Here is a 25,557-nt window from a genome sequence, read left to right as displayed (position 1 = left end):
ATCGTTTCTTTTTTTTAAGTCCCGTATTATACGGTTGCAGTTCGTTTTTTGTTCCTGATCAAAAAATCCGACTGGCGGATGTAATGGTTCAATGGCTCCTCTATGGTTTTGAATAACAGGATAGATATTCCGTTGAGGATTATAAAAGCGTAAAGTACGTTCAAATTATCGTATTGGAAAGGAGAGTTCCAGTCTACCCCCCATTTATCGTACAGCGCGAAAACGTAATCGTTTAGCCAGTTTAGGCTAAAGTGCAAACCGTTGTACATCCAACCCAAATGGATAAGATAGAATATATACGAGCTTTTGCCCAGCAGCTCTACAAACTTATTGGATAATATTTTTTTGAGGATAGTCGTCTCGGTAAGCAGCCCGTAAAAAAAGATGGCTATGCTGATGGACAGCAGGTAATTATTGGTGATGATGCCCAAGGGGTGCTGCAGCCCTGCCGCTTCGCCTTTGGGTATAGGCAGCGTACTCATAAACCACACGCAGGCAAACATTAGCACGAAGCCAAGGTAGGTAAGCTTTTGCTTGCTTTGCCCATCTAAAGTTTTCTTGCGTACAAAAAGTGCCAGCTGTATCCCCACAAAAAACTCGAAACAACGCCCCAAAAAGGTATAGAGCATCATAAACGTAAAATTGCCGAAGAAACCATACCAGTTTACATTGCGGAATATCAGCACCAGTAAGGCACCGATGGCGGTAATGATGAAAGGCTGTATATAGAATTTTTTGTACCGCTGCGAAAAGAAAAAGATAAACGGTGCCGAAAAGTAAAAGCATTCTTCTACAGTTAAGCTCCATCCCTGGGCGATGCCGGTAAACTTCAACTGGTCGAAAAAGCCGCGCACGAAAGTGATATTCATCAGCAAAAGCCCTATGGGGCTACCGAAGCCATTGGTCACCTTTTCATCGTGGTTGAAATAGAAGCTGGCGAAGGCGCCCAGCGTAAGCAGGAGATACATGGGATAGATGCGCGCCACACGGTTTTTAAGGTACTGTTTGAACCAATCGCCGGTTAATTCGAAGGTATCGAAATAACGGAAAGCGATCAAAAAACCCGATAGCGTAAAGAAAATAGTTACCCCAATATGGAATTCGGTGAAAAAACGTTGCACAGCATGGGGAAAATTCTCATCGAATGCGTAGCAGTAATGCGAAATGAATACGAGGTATGCGGCCATAGCACGCACGCCGGTAAGGGCCGGTATATAGGTAAGTAGAGGTTTTTGCGCCAAAACAGGTCAGTTTTTTCGTCCCTAAAGATAATTTATTAAGCAGATAATGCAAAAACAAGGCCAAGCGCTCTGCATATTCTTAATGGATGTAGGCTTGATAGGCTATGGTATGCCGGCGTACCAACAACTATTATTTGGGGTGGTCCTCATCATCTTCGTCTGTCCAACCCAGGTCTTCGTCATCATCCTGGCTCAATCTATCAAAAAACGTATCCTCGTCAAACATCAGTTCTTCCAGTTTCTCCTGCTCCGGTGTGCTTGTATCGAAGCGGATAGCCCAATCATCCGGAATGTCGTGCGTTTTATCGAAACCGCGTATCCAGGCAACAAACTCCACTCTAAACTCTTCAATCTTATCGCGCATCAACTGCACGTAATCTTCCTTATTCATGCCGAACATTTCGGTACTGATAACCGCATTCATCATATCCTGTATGCCCAGCCTAATGCGTACGGCATTGTACATCCGCAACGAATAAAGCCCGCCACCCTCTGCGTTCGCAATTTTACCCAATATCATGGTAGCATTGCTCAAAATTTCCTTTGTGAACCACTCGCGTTCGTACTTGTCGCTCTCGTAAATCACCTCCACAATAACCTTGGCCATTTCGTAAATCTCCTCTGCTTTCTTGTAAACCGGCAGATTCATCAACCTATTCATGCGTTTCGACATACGGTAAACTTAACGAATCCCATCCGAAAATCATCTGCACATTTGCACATCCGCATATCTGCACATCAAAAACCTTATATTCGCCCCATGAATATCCTGATCCTTGGTTCGGGTGGAAGGGAAAGTGCCTTCGCCTGGAAAATTGCCCAAAGTCCCAAATGTGATAAGCTTTTTATTGCCCCCGGCAATGCCGGCACCGGCCAGTACGGCACCAACGTTGACCTTAGGGTTACCGATTTTGCCGGCATAAAAGCATTTGCACTGGGCAACGCCATTGATATGGTACTGGTTGGGCCTGAAGACCCCCTGGTAAAAGGCATCCACGATTACTTTTTGACCGACGATGAGCTGAAGAACATCCCGGTAATAGGCCCGCAGCAACAGGCAGCGCAACTGGAGGGCAGCAAAGATTTTAGCAAGGATTTTATGCAGCGCAACAATGTACCTACAGCTGCATCCAAAACGTTTACCAAAGATACCCTGCAGGAAGGTTTCGATTACCTGGCCACCGCGGGCCTGCCTGTTGTACTGAAGGCAGATGGTCTGGCCGCAGGAAAAGGCGTTTTGATATGCCTTACCCTGGAAGAAGCCAAGCTGGAATTGGCCGAGATGCTCACCGAAGCCAAGTTCGGCGATGCCAGCTCAAAGGTGGTGATAGAGCAATTTCTCACGGGTATAGAGCTTTCGGTTTTTGTGATGACGGATGGCACTAATTACAAAATACTGCCCGAGGCAAAAGATTACAAGCGTATTGGCGAGGGCGACACCGGCCTTAATACAGGCGGCATGGGTTCTGTTTCGCCGGTGCACTTTGCTGATGCTGCGTTCATGGCTAAGGTAGAGCAAAAGGTAATCATCCCCACCGTTGAGGGACTGAAGAGCGAGGGCATCCCCTACAAGGGCTTTATTTTCATAGGGCTGATGAATACCCACGGCGAACCATGGGTAATAGAATACAACTGCCGCATGGGCGACCCGGAAACTGAAAGCGTAATGCCGCGCATAGAATCCGATTTCGTTGACCTGCTGGAGGGCGTGGCCCATGGCAATCTGAACGAGAAAGAACTCATTATATCTAACAAAACAGCCGCAACGGTAGTTTGCGTAGCAGGCGGTTACCCCGGCGAATATTTAAAGAATAAAGCCATCAGTGGTATTGAGAACGTTCGCGGCTCGCATGTGTTCCACGCGGGCACAAGCTTAAGTGGCGATGACGTAATTACCACAGGCGGCCGCGTGCTGGCCATTACCAGCTTGCAGGATAACATGTTCAATGCTCTGCAGCAAGCCACGGCCGATGCCGCACGCATCTACTACGATGGCGTTTATTTTAGGCGCGATATAGGGTTTGACTTACTTTAATCATTGAGTCATTTTGCTTGCGCGTCATTGAGTCATTGCAATAGATCGATATGAATAGAAAGGCGGAACTGCACAAGCAATTCCGCCTTTTTAATGACTCAATGACCTAATGATTCAATGACTCATTATATCTTTCCAAACAATTCCGCCAGCTTATCGTTCAAATCGTCGCCTCTTAAGTTCTTGGCTATGATTTTGCCGTTAGGATCTATCAAAAAATTCTGGGGGATGCCTTTTACGGCATACAGGTTAGCTACTTTGCTTTTAGAATATTGAAGATCGGATAGCTGCGTCCAGGTGAGGCCGTCTTTATGGATGGCATCCAGCCAGGCTTTTTTAGCCCCAGGCCTATCCGATGAAATGCCCACGATGGTAAAATTTTTATCCTTATACCGGGCATAGGCCTTTACCACGTTCGGGTTTTCTTGGCGGCAGGGGCCGCACCAGGATGCCCAAAAGTCTATCAACACGTACTTACCGCGAAAAGATGAAAGGCTCACCATTTTGCCTGCGGTATCCGCTTCGGCAAAATCTGGCGCTATCTCTCCTAATGCAACGCTCTTTATTTTTGGCAGCAGTTCACCAAAAGCCTTGCCCCCTTTAGTTGCTTTGATGGCGGGCGTAAGCGCTTCGTACAATGGCGCAATGTCTGCGTAATCGGCACTGTAAGCGAAATCCGGCAGGATGGCTAAGCTGACATACGAATCGGGATGATCTTTAATAAATTGTTGGGTAATGGCCTTGAATTGTGCGCTCAGGGCTTTCTCCCGTAGTTTCGTTTGCCTGATAAAGGTATCGGCTTTTGCTGCATCGCCCGCTGCTTTGTCGCGGGCATCCAGCGCGGCGTAACCATCGTCAACCACTTTTACAGCGGCATGGTATAGTTCGTAATCCAGGTTGGTTTTTGTGCCTTGCAGTTTACTGTTGGCCAGTAAATCATTGGTAGTTAGGGTAATTACGCCGGGCTCCAGGTATAAGGCATGCGAATCTTCTGCGCTGTTTAAGCCGGATGCGTTGGGATTAAACCACAGGCGCGCGCTGGTGGGCGCGGCGTCGGCATCTCCTTTGAACAGAAATTTCCCGTCTTTTAAAGTAACTGAGTCGGTTACCGACTTACCGTCTTTTTTGTATTGCAAATAAACTTTAGCCGGCTTATTAAACGTGCCCACATTACCCTGTACGGTGTATTTGGTATCCTGCGCAAAAAGCGCAGCGGGTATAAGCAAAAGGGCACCCAACAATATCCTCTTCATGATATAAATGTGTATTTAAAGCGGAAAGATGCAACTATCCCGTTAATATTCAAAGCACCGGCGTAAAATTGGAAGACGGAAAGCCCGCAACCGTGAAGCTCCATCCGTCTTTCCGACTCCAGACTGCGGACTTTCCCACTCCCGACTACATTATATCTTTCCCAGCAGTTCTTCCAGTTTATTGTCCAAATCGTCGCCACGCAGGTTTTTGGCTACTATTTTGCCCTGCGGGTCTATCAAATAGTTTTGGGGGATGGAGCGCACGTCGTAAAGCCTTGCAGCCATATTGTTCCAGAATTTAAGGTCAGACACCTGCGTCCACTCCAGCCGATCGCTTTTAATGGCGGCCAGCCAGGCATCGCGGGCACCTTCCTTATCAAGGGATACGCCTAAAACGGTAAAGTTTTTGTATTTGTATTTATTATAGGTACGCACCACATTGGGGTTCTCCTGTCGGCAGGGGCCGCACCACGATGCCCAAAAATCTATCAACACATACTTCCCACGGAAAGACGACAATTGCACGGGCTTGCCGTTTGCGTCGTTCTGTATAAAATCGGGCGCAATGGAGCCAATTGCGGTTACCTTGAGTTTATCCAACTCATATTTTAGTTGCTTGCCCTGATCCGAGTTCTTCAGCTCGTCAGACAATGAGTTGAACAAAGGCTCTACCTCGGCCACATCGGGCGAGGGGCCGCTTACGCTGGTAAGCACCAGCAGGCTAAGGTAGCTATCGGGGTTGCTAACGATGAAGCTTTTCAACGCGGCTTTTTGCTCTTGCTGCAGGGCTTTGTATTTAACCTGCATGTTGTTTTGGAACGCTGCCGACTGCTGTTGCTCCGGCGTGGCGGCCTTGGCTTCGCTGGCAAGCACCTTCGCTTTATCCATTATTGGTTTAAGCTGTGCCATCAGTTTTGCTTCGTCGTCGGTTGTTTTAGAACCCGTGATTTTGCTGTGCTTCAAGGAATCGGGCGAGGTAATACCCAGTTCGCCTTTTTCTACATAAAAGCCTAAATAGTCGGCTGTTTTAGCCGGTCCAGTGCCCTGGTTGAAGTTCTGCGCCACGTATTTTTCAAAACCTTCACCCTTATAATCAATAAACATGGTGGCGTTTACCGGGTTGGTAATGGTACCGGTGAAGGTAAATTCGCCGTTTACTATGGCTGCGGAATCGATAACGTTATTGGCACCCAACTGGTAAGCTAAAAAGGCTTGCGCGGGCTTATCTAACTTGCCAACCTTTGCTTTTATGGTAAAAGGCGCGGCAGTTTGGGCAAATGCCATTGCAGGCATAAAGGCCAGCAGGCATAAAAAAAATCTCTTCATTATAATAACAGTAAAGATAATGTAACGCTTAAAGGGCTAATGAATTGCGGCTCAGTTCAACTTTTGGTAAGTGCGCCACCATAAATCGGGCATATCGCCGGAGCGGGCAGTTTTATAATCCTCGTATCGGCAAGGCACCAGATGGAACCGCTCGTTGCGCGAACCGCCAGTTGGGTAAGGTACCTGCATCCACCAGCGATCGCTTTTTTTGCTTTTTACGAATACCAATTCATGCTCATCGTGCTTCAGGCTGGTTTTGTAAATGAGGTATTGCGATTTGGGATTTAGCGGAAAATCTTTCTTGCGATTATAAAAACCATCTATGAAGTACCACACCATTTGCGATATCAGCATCGCGGTTTGGCCGTTAGTATCGTAGGCGGGGTTAAATTCGTAAAACCCTATCGAAGTAAGTTTATCATTGAAACCGGCATACCGGCATATCTGGCAGGCCTCTTCACCGTAAAAACCGTTCGGCTTGGTGTTGGCGTTGGCCGCTGCATCTGAAGAACGGATGGCCCCTATATCGAAACTTAGCATATTGGCATTGCGGATAACCGGCTCGGTTACGGTGATGTTGCCGGCCAACTCGCCCAGGCGGTGCACATCGAAGTAGAGTTTATCCATCACCCTTAAGCTTTCCTGGCTGGTGAAATAAGTTTGGTACCCCAGGTTGCTGAAGTTGAAGAGGTAATTCGGTTCGTGCAGGAATATCTTGTTGAGGTAAGCGATAGAATTGGTTTCTATGCTGCTGCCGAAGCCGTCGTCGTCCAAATCGAAATGCGAATCTACCACCAGTACATCTACCTTTTGCTCCAGGCTTTCGTAGCCCATGTACTGGGCGTAAGTGAGGTCCTGCCCGCCGCCTATGATAAGCGGAAGGATATCTTTCTTTATCAGCTCTTCTACCACGGTTTTAAGCGCGTAGTAGGTATCTGTTACCTTTTCGCCGCGGGCTATATTGCCCAAATCTACTATTTTGGTGTTGTAAGCCCCCTCGTTAAGCAGGTACAGCTTTTCACGAACGTAATCGGGGCCAAGGGCACAACCTGCGTTGTTTATGGCGTTGCGATCTTCCAGCACGCCGATGATGGCGATATCCACCTTCTGCTCCAAATCGGGGAAGGCAACGGAATAGTGCTCTATCCTATCGCCAAGCTGGCTGGTATAAAACCCATCTTTAGGCGTTATTTTCTTTATATCTATCGGGGCAAAAAAATCGGCTAAAGACATATGGTTTGATGTGCAGATATGCGGATGTGCAAATGTGCAGATATTTTTGGATGTGCAGATATTCAATTTTCAGATGTGCAGATGTTTTTGGCAACCGGCATAACTACAAATTCATTTGCACATTTAAAATCTGCACATTTGCACATATGATTTTAGTTACGGGGGCAACAGGTTTTTTAGGGGCCGAACTGGCGAGGGAGCTTATACTGCGAGGTAATAGCATCCGCTGTACTAAACGCAGTTCATCAACTGTACCCGGAATTTTGGTGCCCTACCCTGCCAAAATAGAATGGGTAGAGGCCGACCTGATGGATGCCTTTGCCTTAGAAGCGGCGCTGGACGGCGTAACGCAGGTGTACAATTGTGCGGCCTGGGTATCCTTGAAAGCTGCAGATAAAAATTCGATGATACGCACCAATGTAACCGGTACGGGCTACCTGGTAAATCTTTGCCTGGAAAAAAGCATCCGCATGGTGCATACCAGTTCTGTAGCGGCCGTGGGCGAAGCCAAACCCGGCGAATTGATTACTGAGGAGCATCACCTGGACCCAACATTGGAGGAAGACGGCTACGCCATATCAAAACTGGAGAGCGAGATGGAGGTTTGGCGCGGCATTGCCGAAGGGCTTGATGCCGTGATCGTAAACCCGAGCATCATCATCGGCCCCAGTTCAGGCCTGGAGGGCAGCGGGCAAATTTTCGAGACGGTGCGCAAGGGTTTGAAATACTACACTAAAGGCACCATGGGTTTCGTAGATGTGCAGGATGTGGCCAAATGCATGATTGCCCTGATGGACAGCAATATAAGCGGCGAGCGGTACATTATTTCGGCAGAAAACCGCCCTTTTAAGCAAATTTTCACCGAAATAGCCGGCTGCCTTGGTGTGCCTGGCCCCTCAAAACCGGCAACACCCTTTATGATGGAAGTAGCCTGGCGCGGCGCGTCTTTTTGGGGAAGTCTGACAGGCAAAGACCCCGCTATAGATAAAGCCAGCGCACGCGCTGCATCCGTAACACGGGAGTTCGATACCAGTAAAATAAAGAAAGCGATAGGCTTTGAGTTTAAGCCGCTGAGCGAAACGATTGAGGAAGTTTGTGCGGCACTAAGCAGGTAAGCTGAGGGGTTATTTTTGTCCAGTTTTATTTTATAGAAATGTTGGAAAAAACCGTTGAGATTAGGCGGGCTGAATGAAATCGCAAGTACTCGCTTTTTGCTATGGCTACTTGCTTAAATTCGCCAAAAAACCTTTAAAAATCTGTGTTTTTCGGAGTTTTTTCGGTGTTTTTCTTAGCTTTTTGAGCTTTTCTTGGGCTTTTCCGTAAGAGATACAAAAGGGCCAAATTTGCACAAAATGGCTGTTTTTGGCTAAACATGCTGGTTGCGGGCTGCAAAATCTTGTCCAGCTTTTTCCAGGTTTTTGACGGATTTTAGCTGTGATTTTCCAGAAATTTCCAACTGTTTTCAGTGGTAGAAAAGGCTGCTTAGCTGCTCTTCTAAACAGTTCCCCTTAACTTTAGCAGCACCACATTCTCCACGTGCTGGGTGTGGGGGAACATATCTACCGGTTGTATTTTTACGGTATCGTATTTTTCTTTCAGCACCAGTAGGTCGCGGGCCTGGGTGGCGGCGTTACAGCTTACGTAAACAATTTTGGGGGCCTCAATTTCCATCAGGCGGGCCACTACATCGGCGTGCATGCCCGCGCGGGGAGGATCAGTGATGATTACATCAGGCTTGCCGTGTTCTGCTACGAAATCGGCCACCAGCACGTCTTTCATATCCCCGGCAAAGAATTTGGTGTTGGTGATTTGGTTTATCTGCGAATTCACTTTGGCATCTTCTATAGCGGTAGGCACATACTCTACGCCTACCACTTCGCGCACCTGGCCGGCTATGAAGTTGGCTATGGTGCCTGCACCGGTGTAAAGGTCATAAACCAGCTCGTCGCCCTTAAATTCCGCAAAATCACGGGTGATTTCGTACAGCTTCAGTGCCTGTATGGAGTTGGTTTGGTAGAACGATTTGGGGCCTACCCTAAAACGGATGACCCGGCCATCGGCCGTTGCCATTTCCTCGTGTATGTATTCGGGCCCTTTCCAGCTATGCACCTCCTGGTCGAAGATGGTATCATTCATCTTCGTGTTCAGGATATACAGCAGCGAGGTTACCTGCGGGAAGTTAGCATCTACAAAGCCCATTAGTTTGCTTACCTGCTCCTCATCGGCATGGGCAAAAACCACGATCACCATAATTTCGCCGGTAGACGAGGTACGTATTATTAAATTGCGCAAAGCGCCGGTATGTTGCCTTACATCGTAGTAGCTGATGCCCTGTTCTTTGGCGTATTGGTTGATGCTGTTGCGCAGATCGTTTGATGGCTCGGCCTGCAGGTAGCAATGGTTTATGTTCAATATCTTATCAAACCGACCCGGTATGTGAAAACCCAGGGCGTTCATATCAAGGGCTTCGTCCTCGCGGTTTTCGCCATCGTACAGCCAGCGTTTGTTGGAGAAGGTGTATTCGAGTTTGTTGCGGTAATACCTATCGGCAGGCGATGGCACTATGGCATCCATGTGCTCTACTTCTATCTTGGCAATGCGGGTAAGCGCATCATGCACGGCTTTTTGTTTGAATTTTAGCTGTGCATCGTAGGTCATGTGCTGCCATTTGCAGCCGCCGCAAACGCCAAAGTGCTCGCAGAAAGCATCGGTGCGATATTCGGATGGTGTTACCAGATTGATGATCTTACCTTCGCCGAAGTTCTTCTTGCTGCGGTAAACTTCTATGTCGGCCACATCGCCGGGTACGGCTTTTTCTATAAACAACACAAAATCGTCGGCTTTGCCAACACCTTTGCCTTCTTCGGCTATATCAATTACCGTTACGTTTTCAAAAACCTTATTTACCCTTGGTTTGCCAGATTTGCCCATAAGGATGCAAAGGTAAGGGAATTTATTATTTTATGCAGGGTTTCGGCAAGGGCCTCTTTGTGGCGATTTTACCACAGAGGCCACGGAGAAAAAACACAGAGAGGCGCAAAGATTTGTTTTGGCGAATTTTTATTATGATACAATCTCACTTAACTACTTTGGCCCGACATTCTGCTCCTCACTCTCCAAATCTTCTTTTTTGATGCTTACGTTGCCGGTACGCTTCAATACGCCCCAGCCGCTCAATTCGCCTTTTAGGGCTTTGCGGATGGCTTTGAACAGGATGTAATACATCAACTGCCGCCAGATGAAACGCTGCGGGATAATGTAAATTAGCTTTTTGTAGCTCTCCTTCTCCATTTTGAAGGCGATGATGGCTACCAGGAAATCTACCAGTACGAACACCACGTAATAGATGAGTATCTTTTCCGGCTTATCGCCCAGCAGACCAAATATCATCATCAGATCCGCCAGTGGCGAAAACAGCGGCAGCAGTATCTGGAAGATGAGGATATTAGGCATGCCCACCATGCCGAAGAATTTGTATTTTTTGTTGAAGAGCGCGTCGCGGTTCTTCCAGAAGCTTTGTATTACGCCGAAGCTCCAGCGAAAGCGTTGTTTCAGCAGCATGTTGAGCGACTCGGGGGCTTCGGTGTAGGCTACCGCCTCGGCACTGTTCCTTACGATGTAGCCCGCCTTAAGTATGCGCATGGTAAGGTCGCAGTCTTCGGCCAGGGTATCATAGGTAAAGCCGCCTGCCTTTGATATCGCCTCTTTGCTGAAAGCACCTATGGCGCCCGGCACCACCGTAATGCTGTTGATAAGATCAAATGCGCGGCGATCCATATTCTGGGCTGTGATATATTCTATCGATTGCCAGCGGGTGATGATGTTCATCTCATTGGCCACCTTAACCGTGCCCGCTACTGCGCCAATTTCGGCATCAGTAAAATAGCTCATCAGTTGGTAAATGGCATCGCTACGCAGCTGGGTATCGGCATCTATACAAACTACGTAATCATTTTTAGCCTGCGCTATGCCAAAGTTAAGGGCCGAAGCTTTGCCGCCGTTTGGTTTGGTTAATACGCGCACCAGCGGGTGGTTATCATAAGCGGCCCTTACCACCTCATACGTATTATCCTTAGAGCCATCGTCAATAAACAGCACCTCGAAGTTGTGGTATTCCAACTTTAGTAAGCTTTCTATGGTCGCCGCAGCGGTAACTTCTTCGTTGTATGCCGGCACAATAATGCTTACGGCGGGCAAGGGGGCGGTAGGTGCTACCCGTTCTTTTTTATCGCCCATAAACTGCCTTACGGCCAAAATACCTATCAATACGATGCGACCGAGTGCCAGGAAAATGGCCGACAAAAACAGGTAGAAGATAAACTTGTTGCCCAAAAAGAAGCCTACAATAACCACATCGTAAAAGCGGCCCCAAACGGTTTTATCATCTGAGGTGGGCATGGGCATCAGGTCGTCCTTGGTTTTATCCAATACATCGGCAATGGTGGTAAACTGGTAGCCATGGGCTTTAAAGTAGTGTATAATGGCAGGCAATGCCTTCACTGTTTCTTCGCGGGTATCGCCGCCTGCATCGTGCAGCAATATCATCGATCCGTTATCCTTTTGCTTGATGGTACGTGCTATAATACTATCGGCTGTTACGCCTGGCTGCCAATCCCAGGGGTCGATAGATTCGCCGATGGTGATATAGCTTTGGCGGCGGCTCTCGGCCACGGGGATAACTTCTGCCAGGGTTTGCGGTTCTGCATCGGCATTGAAGGGCGGGCGGAACAATATGGTGCTGCGCCCGGTAACCGATTCGATAAGCTTGCGGGTTGCGTTCAGCTCCAGGTTTACCCTATCTATGCTAATGGTAGAAATATCGGGGTGGAAGAAGGTATGGTTGCCAATTTCGTAGCCTTCATCGTATATTCTTTTCAGGATGGGGATGTTCTTTTCGGCCATAGAACCCACAATGAAGAAGGATGCAGGCACCTTTTCGCGCTTGAGGATATCCAGTATCCGGGGGGTAAAATCAGGATCGGGTCCGTCATCAAAAGTAAGCACCACCTTGCCTGGCTTTAAGCCATACCTGCGTATAACGTATTTGGAGGGCAGCTTGATGTAGGTTTGATTGGTGATGGTAAAAGTTTTGGGGTCCATCGTTACGGCTATCTTGCCGGTATCGGGTGTCGTTATCAAATCCAGCACCTCGCCACCTTCGCCGGCGTAATCTATCTTGTCGTTAAGGCCAACGGTATTGAAGTGCTTGATATCGATGCCTGTTTTGCGCAAAGAATCAATAGAAAGGTTCTTTTGGAAGAACGACCATAAGCGCGGGTCTTCGGCACCTAAACGCCATAGGGCAACCCCGCCGGTAGACCAATCATCGGCCATGCGGATGATGTTGAAATTTGTCACCGCATCGGCAAAGTAAACAATGTGATTAAAGCCATCGTTGCCCAGGTAGTTGAAATGCAGATTGGCAGATAGCGGATCGTACTTGATAGTTGCCTTTTTTTGCTTGGCCGTACTAATAGCTTGCTGATAGCCCGCAGGCACGCCAATACTATTCTCGGGCCAATCGAAGCCGCCGCCTGCTATGGTAAAGATCACTTTTTCACTGGGGATGGTGGAGCAAACCTCATCCAATATTTCTTCGGCCCAGTGTTGGTTGCTTATTTCGCCTGCGTTGCTGCCGTCGTAATGCTGGTCAATCGCCATCACGAAGATAAAATCGTTGATATGTTGCAGGCGTTTCAGGTCGTAGGCCTCGTCCTCCGGCACCACGTTTTGGGTAACCAGTAAGTTGTTGGCGTGCAGGGTGGTGTATAGTTCGTTTTGGAAAGCGATATAGTTTTTGCTGTTGCGATCTTTTACGTCGTCCAGATCTACGTTCACGCCCTGGAATTTGTAAAACTTGAGCTTATCTACGATACTATTGATGAAAGCCGTGCGGACTTTCTTATTGCTAATGATGTGCTCAACCTCCTCTACATCATACCCACCTTTGGTATTATCGTAGTTATTAAGGGTTACCAGTATCTGCTTTTTGTACTTTTTGTTGAGGTTGATAAGGCCGGTATCTATCTGCACCTTAAGCGAATCGGACTTTTGGGTAAAGCCGAAACCTTCGGTAACCACCATATCCAGGCGGTGCATGTATAGCTGCAGCGAGTTATAGGCCTGTGGCTCCCAGGGCCGGTAAAAAGCAGCGTTGATGCGGTTTGCATTGTTGGGGTGCTTTAGCTGGTGCAAGTGGCGGGCGCGGGCAATTTGCTCTATTACAGCTTTCTCTACCTTGAAATCTTTATATCGCCTTGATTTTTTGAGCGCCTCGAGGTCTTCTTTGGATATTTTTTTGGGGGCCGGATCAAGGTTGGGCAGCAAGGGATATTCTTTGGAGGTAATGGTAACCGCGGCAGCCACCGCACCGAATAAAATGATGACTAAAAATATACGGCTAATCCATTTGAAGCGGTTCCACCTGCCGGGATCATCAGCCTGAAAGACCTGTTTGTTGGACATGAAAAGTATTTAAAACGATTAGGTTATGGTAGGGCAAAAAATGCAATGATGTTATTTAGCCTGCTTTTGCGGCTCGATGGCAGAAAAATCCACCCCGCATTTGCAGTTGCTGCCGCAGCTTTTTTTTGCGGATACGGTGTTGTACAACATACGGCCTACGTAAAAAACCGCTGCAATAAATAATATTACTATAATAATTGCCTGGATGTTCATGGCTGCAAAATTAATACATTTATATATACGTACAGATAATTAAAAAAGTATAAAGTTTAACCGGAAAGCTAACAGCTTATCCAATCCTCGCATAAGTAAATGTAAGTCTGTTACCAAAGGGGTCACCAACCTCCATCGTAAGGGCCTTTGAGTTCCATGAGGCTATTTCTAAACCGGGGCGGTAATACTTATAATTTTTATCAATGAGTTGTTTGTGGTACTCTTTTAAGCCCGCAAAATCTTCAATATGTATCCTTGCGCCGGGCGTACAATCTCCATGATGTTCGGAAAGGTGCAATACCACGCCTTGAAGGGAAACCTGCATATAAATTGGGCCATCCTTTGGCTTGTCTTCCCAATCTATTGTAAACCCAAGCCAATCGACATAAAATTCAATTGCTTTAGCATAATCAAATATCCTGAATATAGGTCTCGCTACCGCCATCACTCAATTGTTAACTATTTATGCATAAACGCCACAGTACCGCCCACCCAATCAAAATCTTTATTATAACGTACGCCTATCATTTTGCCGCGGCTTAGGCGGGCAAGGTTTATGGCAAGGGTTGGCTGGGCGTCTCCCTCGGGCCAGAGGTATAGCAGACGTATCTCTACCTTTACGCCGCCATCCGGGGCTTGCAATACCGGCTCGTAGCTTACTTTTTCCTGCAATATCCAGTTCTCAGGGTCGGTTATCTGTTCTATATCGCCATCCATAATATCAATGATGACGCCCTGGCCTGCAAAGCTGAACAGAGGCTTCAGCACGTAGTCCTGCAGGTTTTCGGGCACCTTTTTCAACTCGTGCAAAAACTGTGTCTTCGGGATGTATTCTCCCTGCAAAAAGGGCATCGTGAATTTACTGATGCGGTAGAACCAGTTAGGGTGCGTAATCCACTCCACATCCAGCGGCCGGCGGATATCTACCACCTTGCTGAATATATCCGGGTCGCCCTCAATTTCATCGAATATCAAGCGGTTGTAGATTCGTTTTATCCGTTTCTTTTCTTCGCCATGCATATAAAATAGCTGGTCGCCCTCCTGTATCAAATCGTCCAGCGAAACCACGGGCGTACCTATGTGCCCCTCGGTGATATAAAAATCAACCGCTGTTTTTTGTTTGGGAGCGTTCACGTCCATCAGCACCACTTCATCCGGCTGGTATGGGCCGAGGATGGTTTTTTTGAGTAGCGCGAGATAACCTGCCTTATCCAGGCCATTGAAATATATGCTTTGGTTACCGGGGATATTGAAAGTGTGCCGGTAATTTTCGGCCAGGTGCACCTGGAAACCATACAAGGATGGGAAGCCCTGCAGTTCTATCAGTTTGGGTACGATGTTGCCTGCATCATCCTTACAAACCCCAAAATCCAAAGCGATGAAATGCGGGTGGCCGTTCTCGTTGGCTACGCGCCATTTATCGGGTATGGCACGCTCGGTCAATTCTTTAAAATCCGGCTTTAAAATCGTATCTACTATTTCCTGCCCCGCCTGCAGCAGCTTATCCCTAAAGTCGTCCGTTAAAAAAACGGGGGTCTCCGCAATGCGGAATTCTATCGGGTTCTTCAACCCATCGTTCAGCGATAGTAAAAACTCCGCGTACTTTTCTTCGGTAAAGTTTTGGTTGTAGGTGGTCCTGATGAGTGGGTTCATAGTGGTCTGTTTTTCAGTAGCGATATGATTAAAACCTCGAAAACCACGTCATGCCGAATTTATTTCGGCACCCCACATGCAAAGCTATCGTTCATGCAAAACGGATTAGCATAGTGGCTACCGTTAAGATGGGGTGTTGAAACAAGTTCCATGACGTTAATTTGTTTTCAAAAGATACATTATAGCGATGGGTTTCAAACCCATCGCTATAATGAGAATATTACGCCTCCAATCTCTCTACCCCCAATATCGCCGCATCTAAAAAATTGGGGATGATGGTGCTTTGGGTATGAGCTATCTTGTCCGGGTCGTCCAGGCGCCGCAGCATTTCTTTGTACTTGGTTTCGCCGTGCTCGTTGATAACCTCTTCCTTTTTTTCGGGGCGCAGCAGCATGGTTTTAATGCCTTGCGCATCAGCCTCGGGGTGGAATTGCGTGGCGATAAAATACTCGTTGAAGCGGATAGCCATCATAGCGCGGGGCAGGTCAACATGCGGCCTTTCCTTTTCCAGTGCCAGCAAGGTCATGCCCAATTGTTCAAACCGGCCCATATCAGGGGTTATCACCTGCCAGCTGCGCGAGTCAACGGTGTAGAAAGGATCGTAAAGATTCTCGAAAACCGAGTCCTGCTTGCCTTCATCGGTTAAATGCACCGGCAATATGCCGAACGACGGCGAGCGGCGCAAACCTATCTCGCCCAGGCCATATTTGCGGCACATCAGCTGGAACGAATGGCATACAAAAAATACGTGCTTTTTATTCGGATTATCGTTTTTATTATGGGCTTCCAGTTTATCAATCAGGCGGAAATATTTCTTCTCCCACTCGGTGCCCTCGCTGTCTATCGGGCTGCCCGGGCCTCCGCTTGATATGTATGCATCAAAATTTAGTCCCGGTACCTGCGCCTTGCGGCGCACATCAAAAACTTCGTAAGTTAAATTAAGGCCGTGCTTAGCCTTATAGCGCTCCAGTATCTCCCGGAAACCCCGCATCCCCTCGTTCGCAATGCCATCATACAAGTCCAATATGGCAATCTTTATTTCCGGTTTATCTGTGTTCATTTTTCCTGTCAGCCCCCTCTAAATCTCCCCCGGCAGGGGAGACTTTTGAAATTCTTAGTTCATTAGCCCCATATTTTTAAAGCCCTCCCTCCCGGGGAGGGTTGGGAGGGGCTGCACCTATATCCCCTTCAACGTTTGCGATGTGATATAATCTACAACGTCTTCAAAGTTATTGTTTTGGTTGTAAACGGCCAACTGCCTGTCGGCGCCGGTGCCGTGCTCCAGTATTTTATGCACGTATTGCAGGTCGTCGCGGCAGCCCAGGTCATCCACCACATCGTCAATAAAATCAAGGAGTTCCAGTATCAGGGCGCGGGTGTTTACCTCCAGTTCCTTGCCAAAATCTATCATCTTGCCATCTATACCGTAACGCGCTGCCCGCCATTTGTTCTCGTTGATGAGCGCGCGGTTATAGGTGATAAACTTCATGTTGCTCAAGCGCAATTTGTACAGCTTGGCACAAATGCATTGGAACAGTGCCACAAAAGTCATGGTTTCATCAATCAGCATAGGGCAATCGCACACGCGGAATTCGATAGTTTCAAAAAAGGGATGCACCCGCAAATCCCACCATATTTTTTTGGCATTGTCGATGCAATTGGTTTTTACCAGTAGCTTTACGTAGTTGTCATAATCTTCAATACTGGCAAAATAGTCGGGGATACCCGTCCTGGGGAATTTATCGAACACCTTGGTGCGGAACGATTTATAGCCCGTGTTCCTCCCCTCCCAAAACGGCGAGTTGGTAGATAAGGCGTACACGTGCGGCAGAAAATACCTTGCCTGGTTGGCAATGTGTATAGCCATATCGCGCGATTGGATGCCCACATGCACATGCAGCCCGAAGATAAGGTTTGAGCGGGCAGCTTCCTGCAGTTCGTCAACGATCTCAAAGTACCTCGGGTGGTCGGTAATCAGCTGGTGCTGCCAGTGCGAAAAGGGGTGCGTGCCTGCTGCACCTATGCGAAGGCCGATATCGCCGGCCAACTGTGCCACCGTGCCGCGCAATTTGCCAACCTCCTTGCGCGCTTCCTCGGTATTGCGGCAAATGTGGGTGCCCACCTCCACGACAGCCTGGTGCATCTCGGCCTTTACCTGGTCCTCGTGTATCTTCTGTGCAGCGTCTACTATTTTTTGTTCGTGCGATTTCAGTTCCCTGCTCACAGGGTCAACCACCATAAATTCTTCTTCAACGCCTAAGGTGAATTTGTTCATAATTGGCTAGGGGTTTGGTTACCTATAATTTGGTTTCTTCTTTTGTTCTTTTCAAATATTGGGGCGTTGCCTTCGGCCCGGGCTTTCCGCTCATACTGCACAGGCCTTAGCCACAAGGCCGGTATCCGCTGCAATCCCTAACGTGGGCATTTCCGTTTAGACATCTTTTCGTTTAGAGACGCAAAATATTGCGTCTCTACGTTTAACAACACCATAGCGATGAGTTTGAAACCCATCGCTATGGTGCGCAATACCACCAATCGTCATGTTGATTTATTTCAACACCCCATCATAAAGGTCGCGACTATGCTAAGTCGCCACGCACGCCGCCTACCTGTCCTGTGGGGTCCTGAAACAAGTTCAGGATGACGTTGATGTTTTTTTTATCACCCATCATTTCAAACCCATAACTACGGTAAGCTACATTTATTTCTTCGCTGCTTTTTTTGGAGCTGCTGCTTTCTTCAGCTTCGGCTCCGCTATCGTAGCAACGCTAACATCTTCCGCTTTAGCTGCTTTTGCAGCCGCTACCAGTGGTTTTCCATTTACCCCGGTACGCACATACTCGCCCCAGGTAAGGTTATCTCGGTCGTCTTTTTGGGCTTTGGCACGTTCTATGGCGTAACTTGCCGCAGTTTCTACCACCCATTCAAAGTTGTCCTGGCCAACGCTGGTAACTTCGGCATCCGGTGCGGGGTTACAAAAGTCGATAGCATAAGGGATACCATCGCGAACCGCAAATTCTACGGTGTTAAAATCGTAGCCTAAGTATTGGTTCAGTTGTAAAACGTATTTGGTGATGGTATCCAGCATGGCTTTTGCTGCCGGTGCTTTGCCGTGTTCGTAACGCAGGTGGTGCGGGTTGCGCGGCTCGTACTGCATAATACGTACGTGCTTGCCGCCGATGCAATAGCAGCGGAAGTAATCATCAAAAATAATTTCTTCCTGCAGCAGCATTACCAACTGTTTGGTCTGTGCGAATTTCTCCCACAGGTCTTCCTTATCGCTGATTTTATAAACATCGCGCCAGCCGCCACCGTCGAAAGGTTTCATATAGGCGGGGAAACCCACATAATCGAATATCGCGTCCCAATCCAACGGAAACGCCAGGTTACGGAAGGAGCGGTCGGTAGTGCTATCCGGGTGGTCCTTGGAGGGCAGCAACACGGTTTTGGGTACCGGCACGCCCAACTTTACGGCGAGGGCGTTGTTGAAAAATTTCTCGTCGGCGCTCCACCAAAAGGGGTTATTGATAACCGCAGTGCCGGTGATGGCTGCGTTTTTGAGCGACGCGCGGTAGAAGGGCACGTCCTGTGATATACGGTCGACAATTACAGAATAGCCCAGCGGCTCGCCCTGCAGCATTTTATCAATGCGTACAAACTCTGCCGAGATGTTCTTCTCTGCCTTTTCGTTTATCTTATCTACAAATGCCTGTGGAAATGAATTTTCCTGCCCGAATAAGATGCCTATTTTTTTCATAGAAATATGGTTAGTAGTAGATTTTATGTCTTGGTTCTTGTCTCTTGATTCTCAAATCTATTTAATAGTGCTCAAATAATGGGGGAACATCTCCCGCCATATCGGCCAATCGTGATTGGCAAAGGGACGTATATCCAGCCAATGATTAATGTTCTTCGCCTTCAAAATGTTCGACATTTCGATATTGTACCCCTTGCACATATCATGTTCCGAAGTGCCTAGGATGATATTCATCCGCCAAAGCCACTCGTTATTGCTGCCCGGCACAAAATCAACCGGGTTGTTGTAATACACGTTATCATCGTGGTGCCCATCGGTAAACATTTTAATATCAAACGCGCCGCCCATGGTAAACAGGTGGGCCACTTTCTCGGGGTGTTTAAAGGCAAAATTTGCCGCATGGTAACCGCCAAAGCTGCAACCGGCTACGGCAACGCGGCCCACACCTGTTTCGTGCTGTGCCCAGGGGATAAGCTCATCGGTCAGCATCTTATCGTACCATGCGTAATTGCGGGCGCGGTCGGCGGCGTGTATGCCTTTATCGTACCAGCTGCGGTCGTCGATGGTATCAGGGCAGTAAATTTTTACCAGGCCTTCATCCACAAACCAACGCGCGGCATCAATCAGCCCAAAATCCTTATTCTGGTGGAACCGGCCTTTGGTGGTAGGGAACAGGATTACGGGGTAACCCCGGTCGCCAAACACCAGCATTTCCAGGTCGAGATTGAGGTTGGGCGAATGCCAGCGGTGGTATTGTTCGATCAAGGCAGTACGTTTAAGATGGTAAGTTAGCAGTATTTGTGTAAATGTCAACACTATGCCAAATAATTCTGTTTTAGCTAATTTAATAAAATCATAGCCGTACTTTTGTTCCCTTTATTTTATTAAATTGACATGTACACGTATAGTACAACTATCGCAATGGCCATAACCACACAGGAACTCCTCATCAAATCAACCGTACTCGAACGCGAAGTTGCCTGTACCCTATTACTGCCCGACAACGCCGGGATAGAACCGCTGCACCTTTTATTGCTTAACGACGGCCAGGAACTGGAGAACCTGAAGCTTATAGATACCTTAGAAAACCTTTACGACCGCAATTGCCTTCGGCCGGTCCTCACCGTTGCCATACATGCCGGCGAGGACCGCATACAGGAATACGGCATTGCGGGCGAGCCCGATTATAAAAAGCGCGGCAGCAAAGCCGACTTGTACACGCAGTTCATTACTACCGAACTGCTGCCCGAGATACATAAAGCCACCGATATAGACCATTTTGCAAGCACCGCCTTCGCAGGATTTTCCCTGGGTGGCTTAACCGCTATGGATATTGCCTGGAACAACCCGGAATTGTTTGATAAAGTTGGCGCGTTCTCCGCCTCGTTCTGGTGGAGGAGTAAAGACCTGACCAAAGGCTATACCGAAGCTGACCGGATCATGCACAGCCAGCTAAAAAACAGCGATGCTAAACCCGCCTTGAAATTCTGGCTGCAAACCGGCACTAAGGACGAAACTGCGGACAGGAACAAGAACGGCATTATCGATTCTATCGACGACACCATTGATATCATCATCGAGCTGGAGAAAAAAGGCTACACCCGCCCGGCGGATATCCAATATCTGGAAGTTGTAGGCGGCAGCCACGATACCGAAACCTGGGGCAAAGCCATGCCTAAGTTTTTGCAGTGGGCGTTTGGGAAATAGACACGATTTAAGGGTTGGGAAAAGGAAGGGGGACAGGATTTAGGGATTGATGGATTAGACAGGATTTCCATTTTGTTGAATAAGTTAGCTAACTTAGGATATGGAAAACAGTGTTTTATTGGAAGTGATAGAGAAACTGCCCTATCATTCTAAATGCCAGGTTCAGCACTTTGTAATAAAATTAGTTGGCGAAGCCAAGCAAGATCCTTTTTATGCTGATAGATTTAAAGGTATAAGTTTGTTGGCAAGCGATTTCGATGCGCCAATGAAAGAATTCCATGATTATATGTACACAGTGGATTTGGATTTCGTCAACAAAATTGAGCAACTTCCGGTTCTCGCTCAGAAAAAACTGGAAACAATCGCCGACGAAATGTTAGCGGACCTTAAGGGTGAATAGTTGTAGGCGCAATACAATAAATAGTATCCTTGCTTTAAAATATTCTCGGCAGCCAATCGTCAGCATAACTGTATGTACAACCTAGTTCTTCCGCTGCATTCCCTTGTTCGATGGTTGGTATTGATCAGTTTACTGGTTGCCATCTCCCGGTCGTACCAGGGCTGGCTTGGTCGAAGAGCGTATAGTAAATTTGACGAAAACTTAAGGCAGTCCACTGTCTCTATTATCCATCTGCAGTTTGTATTGGGTGTTTGGCTGTACGCCGTCAGCCCTATCACTACCTGGTTTATCCACCATTTTAGCGAAGGTGTGCGCTTGCGAGAGATCCGCTTCTTTGGTATGGAGCATATTACCATGATGTTTATTGCCGTGGCAATTATCACCATAGGCGCTTCAAAAGCTAAACGAAAATCTACCGATTTAGATAAATTCCGCACCCAGGCTATTTGGCTTACTATTGGTTTGCTGGTGATATTGAGCTCCATCCCATGGGCGTTTTCGCCACTTGTGCATAGGCCGTGGTTAAGAGGGTTTTAGGATTTACGCAGCTCCGCGTTAGCGATAGCAGTGGAAAGCCCGTAAACGCAGCGAAGTGCGGACTTGGAACGAATAGCGCGGGCCGCAGGCAACGCCATAATGGTGAGTGGTTGCTTGTAGTTAACCTTGCATCGCGCAGAAGATTCCTCCTCACCCCTCTCCCTCATCCCATCGCCGGCTCGCTGCCAATGACAAGTTGGCTATTATTTCTCTAAATAAAGTTCTTCCCGTCGCCTGCATTTTCGTTCGTCGCTATCGCCATATTCCTTCATTTGCACATCTGCATATACCCGCATCTGCACACCTATCCATGTTACCAATCAATTAACTCTCCATCAAACAATTGTAAAAAGCAGCCAACCCTTTCAAATCCCGAAATTTAAGCGTATCTTTGCGCCAAATTTAGAAGGGCATTTTCATGCAAAAAATAAGAAATATAGCGATCATCGCACACGTTGACCACGGTAAAACCACATTGGTTGACAAGATTTTACACAGCTGCGCCATCTTCCGCGAAGGACAAGAAACAGGCGAACTGATCTTAGACAACAATGACCTGGAGCGCGAGCGTGGTATCACCATCGTATCGAAAAACGTTTCGGTTATGTATAAAGATGTTAAGATCAACATCATTGATACCCCTGGTCACGCCGACTTTGGCGGCGAGGTTGAGCGTGTATTGAAAATGGCTGATGGTGTTTTATTATTATGCGATGCATTTGAAGGCGCAATGCCTCAAACCCGCTTTGTAACCCAAAAGGCATTGGCTTTAGGCCTTAAACCTATTGTGGTTGTAAACAAAGTGGATAAAGAGAACTGCCGCCCCGAAGAAGTTTACGAACAGATCTTCGAACTGTTCTTTAACCTTGAAGCTACCGAAGACCAGCTGGATTTCCCGGTTATCTACGGTTCATCTAAACAAGGTTGGATGAGCACCGACTATAAAAAACCAACGGAAGATATTTTCCCGTTGATGGATGCTATTTTAGCAAACATACAACCACCGCCAATTAGTGAAGGTACATTGCAAATGCAGATCACCTCGTTAGATTATTCATCTTTCGTAGGCCGTATCGCAATTGGCCGTGTGGCACGTGGTACTATCAAAGAAAACCAGCCGGTATCTTTGGTTAAGCGCGATGGCACCATCCAAAAATCACGTATTAAAGAGTTATACACCTTTGAAGGCTTAGGTAAGGTTAAAGCTACCTCTGTTAGCGCTGGTGATATTTGCGCTGTTGTTGGTATCGAGGGTTTTGACATTGGCGATACCATTGCAGATTTTGACAAACCGGAACAACTGGCCGTTATAAAAATTGACGAGCCCACCATGAACATGCTGTTCACCATTAACACTTCACCGTTTTTTGGTAAAGAAGGCAAGTTTGTAACCTCACGCCACCTGCGTGATCGTTTATACAAAGAAATGGAAAAAAACCTGGCGCTTAAGGTTGTTGAAACCGAGTCGCCGGATTCTTACCTGGTTTATGGCCGTGGTATCCTCCATTTATCTGTATTGATCGAGACCATGCGCCGCGAAGGTTACGAATTGCAGGTTGGCCAGCCGCAGGTTATCATCAAAGAAATTGATGGTGTTAAATGCGAGCCGGTTGAAACCCTGATTGTAGATGTACCGGGCGAAGTTGCAGGTAAAGTTATTGAGCTGGTTACACAGCGCAAAGGCGACCTGTTGGTAATGGAGCCAAAAGGCGATTTACAGCACTTAGAGTTTGATATCCCTGCACGTGGTATCATCGGCTTACGTAACAACGTATTAACCGCAACCGGTGGCGAGGCTATTATGGCTCACCGCTTTAAAGCATACGAGCCTTGGAAAGGTGTTATCCCTGGTCGTTTAAATGGTGTATTGGTATCTATGGATACTGGTAAAACCACTGCTTTCGCCATTGATAAATTACAGGACAGGGGTCGTTTCCACATTGATCCGGGAACTGATGTTTACGAAGGACAGGTTTTAGGCGAGCACATCCGCGATAACGATTTGGTTATCAATTTAACCAAAGGCAAGCAGTTAACCAACATGCGTGCATCTGGTAGCGATACCAACGTGCGTATTGCACCTGCTATTAAATTCTCGCTTGAAGAATCGATGGAGTACATCCAGGCCGACGAATACATCGAGGTAACCCCGCAAAGTATCCGTATGCGTAAGATTTACCTTAACGAGAACGAACGCAGGATCAACGCTAAAAAATTCCAGTCCCAGTAATTGGAGAATGGTTGATTGGTGAGTGGTTGATTAGGTTTAACTATTTGCTAATAATAAATAAAAAAAAGAGGCCGTCCGTTAACTAACGGATGGCCTTTTTGCATGCTGCACCAATTCGAACAACCATTCACCACGCACTCAATCAACCATTCATCTAAAACATTACCTTTGCGCAAACTATGCGTGTACCCGCCATTAAAGGATTCGACCAGCAAGCCCTTGAGAAGTATTTTAAGAATACGGGATGGCTTTTTGTGGGGCGTGTAGGTGGCCTGGCTATTAATATGATAGTGGGTGTTTTTGTAACCCGCTACTTTGGCAGGGCGCAAAATGGAATATTCAGCGGGGCTACCATCTATATTTATTTTTTTTCGGCCGTCGCCACCCTGGGGCTCGACCAGTTCATTGTAAAAGAACTACACCAGTTCCCAAAAAACCGGGACCAAATTTTGGGCACCTCTTTCTGGCTAAAAACGATGGCCGGGTTTGCCTGTGTACCATTAATATGGCTGGCTTATCAGATCTATCCGGCTAAAGGCACTCCTTATTACTTTGTATTAATACTCTCCTCTATCGGCGTATTGCAGGCGCTAAACGTAATCGATTCGTATTTCCAGAGCGAGGTACAATCCAAATACATTATGCAGGTGCAGGTAACAGGGAAGCTGGTATCCGCCCTGATAAAACTTTGGCTGATATGGGCGCAAATGCCGCTGGTATATTTTATCTATGCCTATGCGCTCGATTTCCTGCTCCTTTCTGTAGGGTATTTTTTCACTTATCAACGTAAAGGCCGCAATGTTTTCAACTGGAGCTTTAGCAGCCCGTTGGCTAAAAAAATGCTGTTGTTATCCTGGCCGTTGATTATCTCGGGGGTAATGGTAGCGCTTTATATGAAAATAGACGCCATCATGATCCAGAACATCATTGGCGTAAAAGAAGCCGGTGCATACGCTTCTGTGGCTTTACTAAGCGAGGCCTGGAATTTTGTCCCCTCGGTTATTGTTACATCTCTTTTCCCTGCCATTTTAAACGCCCGGAGAGACGACCCCGAACGTTATCGCAAACGCCTACAAAACCTGTATGACCTTATGGTGTACCTAAGCGTGCCGGCAGCTATTGTTATCACCTTTACATCGCATCTGATTTATAAGATTTATACGCCAGAATATGCTTATGCGGCACCAACGCTATCGGTGCATATTTGGTCGGGGGTGTTTGTGTTTTTGGGGGCGGCAAACGGGCAATATTTAGTTGCCGAAAATTATGTGAAACTTACATTCATACGCTCCGCTTTCGGCGCGATTGTTAATATCGTTCTCAACCTGATATTGATACCGCGGATGGGGATGATGGGGGCTGCCATTGCCACACTCATAGGATATGCCTGCTCCACCTTTTTCATATTGCTTATTCCAAGGGTGAGGGCACAGGGGGTAATGATGCTGAGATCGCTTTTATTTATTTCATTAAAAGATAATTCTTTAAAAAAATAGGTTATGTTTGA

The 25,557-nt window shown here is 47.3% G+C and carries 21 protein-coding genes; 7 read left to right on the top strand and 14 right to left on the bottom strand.

Annotated features, from left to right (window positions below; genetic code table 11):
* Positions 1–26: 26 nt before the first annotated feature.
* Both AC1DXC_RS02665 and AC1DXC_RS02660 read right to left on the bottom strand, forming a co-directional pair.
* Positions 27–1,241: an acyltransferase family protein gene (locus AC1DXC_RS02665; protein WP_477457582.1), complete on the bottom strand. Its 1,215-nt coding sequence runs from the start codon at positions 1,239–1,241 to the stop codon at positions 27–29.
* A gap of 130 nt (positions 1,242–1,371) precedes the next feature.
* Complete coding sequence (locus tag AC1DXC_RS02660; RefSeq protein WP_477457581.1) at positions 1,372–1,914, bottom strand: hypothetical protein; 543 nt, start codon at positions 1,912–1,914, stop codon at positions 1,372–1,374.
* Positions 1,915–2,001: 87 nt separating this feature from the next.
* On the opposite strand from AC1DXC_RS02660, the gene purD reads away from it, so the two are divergent.
* The gene (gene purD, locus AC1DXC_RS02655; protein WP_477457580.1) at positions 2,002–3,276 is read left to right on the top strand and encodes a phosphoribosylamine--glycine ligase; all 1,275 of its coding nucleotides are present in this window, start codon (positions 2,002–2,004) and stop codon (positions 3,274–3,276) included.
* Positions 3,277–3,401: 125 nt separating this feature from the next.
* Here purD and AC1DXC_RS02650 read toward each other — a convergent pair whose 3' ends face one another.
* The 3 genes from AC1DXC_RS02650 to AC1DXC_RS02640 form a co-directional block, all read right to left on the bottom strand.
* A complete protein-coding gene (locus AC1DXC_RS02650) occupies positions 3,402–4,529 on the bottom strand; it encodes a redoxin domain-containing protein (RefSeq protein ID WP_477457579.1) in 1,128 nt (375 codons plus the stop codon).
* A 150-nt stretch (positions 4,530–4,679) separates the two neighbouring features.
* Complete coding sequence (locus tag AC1DXC_RS02645) at positions 4,680–5,855, bottom strand: redoxin domain-containing protein (protein ID WP_477457578.1); 1,176 nt, start codon at positions 5,853–5,855, stop codon at positions 4,680–4,682.
* Between the two features lie 51 nt (positions 5,856–5,906).
* Positions 5,907–7,088, bottom strand: coding sequence for a formimidoylglutamase (locus AC1DXC_RS02640; protein ID WP_477457577.1), 1,182 nt, complete (start codon positions 7,086–7,088; stop codon positions 5,907–5,909).
* Between the two features lie 146 nt (positions 7,089–7,234).
* On the opposite strand from AC1DXC_RS02640, the gene AC1DXC_RS02635 reads away from it, so the two are divergent.
* Complete coding sequence (locus tag AC1DXC_RS02635) at positions 7,235–8,203, top strand: NAD-dependent epimerase/dehydratase family protein (RefSeq protein ID WP_477457576.1); 969 nt, start codon at positions 7,235–7,237, stop codon at positions 8,201–8,203.
* 379 nt (positions 8,204–8,582) lie between these two features.
* On the opposite strand, the gene rlmD is transcribed toward AC1DXC_RS02635, so the two are convergent.
* The 9 genes from rlmD to AC1DXC_RS02590 form a co-directional block, all read right to left on the bottom strand.
* Positions 8,583–10,019, bottom strand: coding sequence for a 23S rRNA (uracil(1939)-C(5))-methyltransferase RlmD (gene rlmD, locus AC1DXC_RS02630; RefSeq protein WP_477457575.1), 1,437 nt, complete (start codon positions 10,017–10,019; stop codon positions 8,583–8,585).
* 153 nt (positions 10,020–10,172) lie between these two features.
* Positions 10,173–13,553: a trifunctional glycoside hydrolase family 18/polysaccharide deacetylase/glycosyltransferase family 2 protein gene (locus AC1DXC_RS02625; RefSeq protein ID WP_477457574.1), complete on the bottom strand. Its 3,381-nt coding sequence runs from the start codon at positions 13,551–13,553 to the stop codon at positions 10,173–10,175.
* Between the two features lie 51 nt (positions 13,554–13,604).
* Positions 13,605–13,766, bottom strand: coding sequence for a FeoB-associated Cys-rich membrane protein (locus AC1DXC_RS02620; protein WP_477457573.1), 162 nt, complete (start codon positions 13,764–13,766; stop codon positions 13,605–13,607).
* Between the two features lie 76 nt (positions 13,767–13,842).
* Complete coding sequence (locus tag AC1DXC_RS02615; RefSeq protein ID WP_477457572.1) at positions 13,843–14,211, bottom strand: glyoxalase superfamily protein; 369 nt, start codon at positions 14,209–14,211, stop codon at positions 13,843–13,845.
* A 14-nt stretch (positions 14,212–14,225) separates the two neighbouring features.
* Positions 14,226–15,419, bottom strand: a complete 1,194-nt coding sequence (locus AC1DXC_RS02610) for a hypothetical protein (protein WP_477457571.1) — start codon at positions 15,417–15,419, stop codon at positions 14,226–14,228.
* 220 nt (positions 15,420–15,639) lie between these two features.
* A complete protein-coding gene (locus AC1DXC_RS02605; protein ID WP_477457570.1) occupies positions 15,640–16,479 on the bottom strand; it encodes a type 1 glutamine amidotransferase in 840 nt (279 codons plus the stop codon).
* A gap of 117 nt (positions 16,480–16,596) precedes the next feature.
* Positions 16,597–17,694 (bottom strand): carboxylate-amine ligase, encoded by a 1,098-nt coding sequence (locus AC1DXC_RS02600; protein ID WP_477457569.1) that lies wholly within the window; start codon positions 17,692–17,694, stop codon positions 16,597–16,599.
* Positions 17,695–18,120: 426 nt separating this feature from the next.
* Positions 18,121–19,176, bottom strand: a complete 1,056-nt coding sequence (locus AC1DXC_RS02595) for an ATP-grasp domain-containing protein (RefSeq protein ID WP_477457568.1) — start codon at positions 19,174–19,176, stop codon at positions 18,121–18,123.
* Positions 19,177–19,233: 57 nt separating this feature from the next.
* On the bottom strand, positions 19,234–19,941 hold the full coding sequence (locus AC1DXC_RS02590; protein ID WP_477457567.1) for an esterase family protein: 708 nt from the start codon (positions 19,939–19,941) through the stop codon (positions 19,234–19,236).
* A gap of 156 nt (positions 19,942–20,097) precedes the next feature.
* Between AC1DXC_RS02590 and AC1DXC_RS02585 the strand changes: the two genes are divergently transcribed.
* The 5 genes from AC1DXC_RS02585 to AC1DXC_RS02565 all read left to right on the top strand — a co-directional run bounded on the left by AC1DXC_RS02585 (position 20,098) and on the right by AC1DXC_RS02565 (position 25,546).
* The gene (locus AC1DXC_RS02585) at positions 20,098–20,883 is read left to right on the top strand and encodes an alpha/beta hydrolase (RefSeq protein WP_477457566.1); all 786 of its coding nucleotides are present in this window, start codon (positions 20,098–20,100) and stop codon (positions 20,881–20,883) included.
* A gap of 100 nt (positions 20,884–20,983) precedes the next feature.
* Complete coding sequence (locus AC1DXC_RS02580) at positions 20,984–21,283, top strand: hypothetical protein (protein WP_477457565.1); 300 nt, start codon at positions 20,984–20,986, stop codon at positions 21,281–21,283.
* Between the two features lie 72 nt (positions 21,284–21,355).
* A complete protein-coding gene (locus AC1DXC_RS02575; protein WP_477457564.1) occupies positions 21,356–21,820 on the top strand; it encodes a hypothetical protein in 465 nt (154 codons plus the stop codon).
* A gap of 418 nt (positions 21,821–22,238) precedes the next feature.
* Positions 22,239–24,050: a translational GTPase TypA gene (gene typA, locus AC1DXC_RS02570; protein ID WP_477457563.1), complete on the top strand. Its 1,812-nt coding sequence runs from the start codon at positions 22,239–22,241 to the stop codon at positions 24,048–24,050.
* Positions 24,051–24,229: 179 nt separating this feature from the next.
* Complete coding sequence (locus AC1DXC_RS02565; RefSeq protein WP_477457562.1) at positions 24,230–25,546, top strand: flippase; 1,317 nt, start codon at positions 24,230–24,232, stop codon at positions 25,544–25,546.
* Positions 25,547–25,557: the final 11 nt, after the last annotated feature.

The sequence above is a fragment of the Mucilaginibacter sp. P2_D11 genome (assembly GCF_056404435.1).
This window is presented reverse-complemented; position numbering and strand designations above follow the sequence as displayed.

Excerpts from the sequence above, each read along its gene's own strand:
- AC1DXC_RS02660 (WP_477457581.1), bottom strand. The coding sequence starts at position 1,914 with ATGTCGAAACGCATGAATAGGTTGATGAATCTGCCGGTTTACAAGAAA.
- purD (WP_477457580.1), top strand. The coding sequence starts at position 2,002 with ATGAATATCCTGATCCTTGGTTCGGGTGGAAGGGAAAGTGCCTTCGCC.
- AC1DXC_RS02650 (WP_477457579.1), bottom strand. The coding sequence starts at position 4,529 with ATGAAGAGGATATTGTTGGGTGCCCTTTTGCTTATACCCGCTGCGCTT.
- AC1DXC_RS02645 (WP_477457578.1), bottom strand. The coding sequence starts at position 5,855 with ATGAAGAGATTTTTTTTATGCCTGCTGGCCTTTATGCCTGCAATGGCA.
- AC1DXC_RS02640 (WP_477457577.1), bottom strand. The coding sequence starts at position 7,088 with ATGTCTTTAGCCGATTTTTTTGCCCCGATAGATATAAAGAAAATAACG.
- AC1DXC_RS02635 (WP_477457576.1), top strand. The coding sequence starts at position 7,235 with ATGATTTTAGTTACGGGGGCAACAGGTTTTTTAGGGGCCGAACTGGCG.
- rlmD (WP_477457575.1), bottom strand. The coding sequence starts at position 10,019 with ATGGGCAAATCTGGCAAACCAAGGGTAAATAAGGTTTTTGAAAACGTA.
- AC1DXC_RS02625 (WP_477457574.1), bottom strand. The coding sequence starts at position 13,553 with ATGTCCAACAAACAGGTCTTTCAGGCTGATGATCCCGGCAGGTGGAAC.
- AC1DXC_RS02620 (WP_477457573.1), bottom strand. The coding sequence starts at position 13,766 with ATGAACATCCAGGCAATTATTATAGTAATATTATTTATTGCAGCGGTT.
- AC1DXC_RS02615 (WP_477457572.1), bottom strand. The coding sequence starts at position 14,211 with ATGGCGGTAGCGAGACCTATATTCAGGATATTTGATTATGCTAAAGCA.
- AC1DXC_RS02610 (WP_477457571.1), bottom strand. The coding sequence starts at position 15,419 with ATGAACCCACTCATCAGGACCACCTACAACCAAAACTTTACCGAAGAA.
- AC1DXC_RS02605 (WP_477457570.1), bottom strand. The coding sequence starts at position 16,479 with ATGAACACAGATAAACCGGAAATAAAGATTGCCATATTGGACTTGTAT.
- AC1DXC_RS02600 (WP_477457569.1), bottom strand. The coding sequence starts at position 17,694 with ATGAACAAATTCACCTTAGGCGTTGAAGAAGAATTTATGGTGGTTGAC.
- AC1DXC_RS02595 (WP_477457568.1), bottom strand. The coding sequence starts at position 19,176 with ATGAAAAAAATAGGCATCTTATTCGGGCAGGAAAATTCATTTCCACAG.
- AC1DXC_RS02585 (WP_477457566.1), top strand. The coding sequence starts at position 20,098 with ATGGCCATAACCACACAGGAACTCCTCATCAAATCAACCGTACTCGAA.
- AC1DXC_RS02580 (WP_477457565.1), top strand. The coding sequence starts at position 20,984 with ATGGAAAACAGTGTTTTATTGGAAGTGATAGAGAAACTGCCCTATCAT.
- AC1DXC_RS02575 (WP_477457564.1), top strand. The coding sequence starts at position 21,356 with ATGTACAACCTAGTTCTTCCGCTGCATTCCCTTGTTCGATGGTTGGTA.
- typA (WP_477457563.1), top strand. The coding sequence starts at position 22,239 with ATGCAAAAAATAAGAAATATAGCGATCATCGCACACGTTGACCACGGT.
- AC1DXC_RS02565 (WP_477457562.1), top strand. The coding sequence starts at position 24,230 with ATGCGTGTACCCGCCATTAAAGGATTCGACCAGCAAGCCCTTGAGAAG.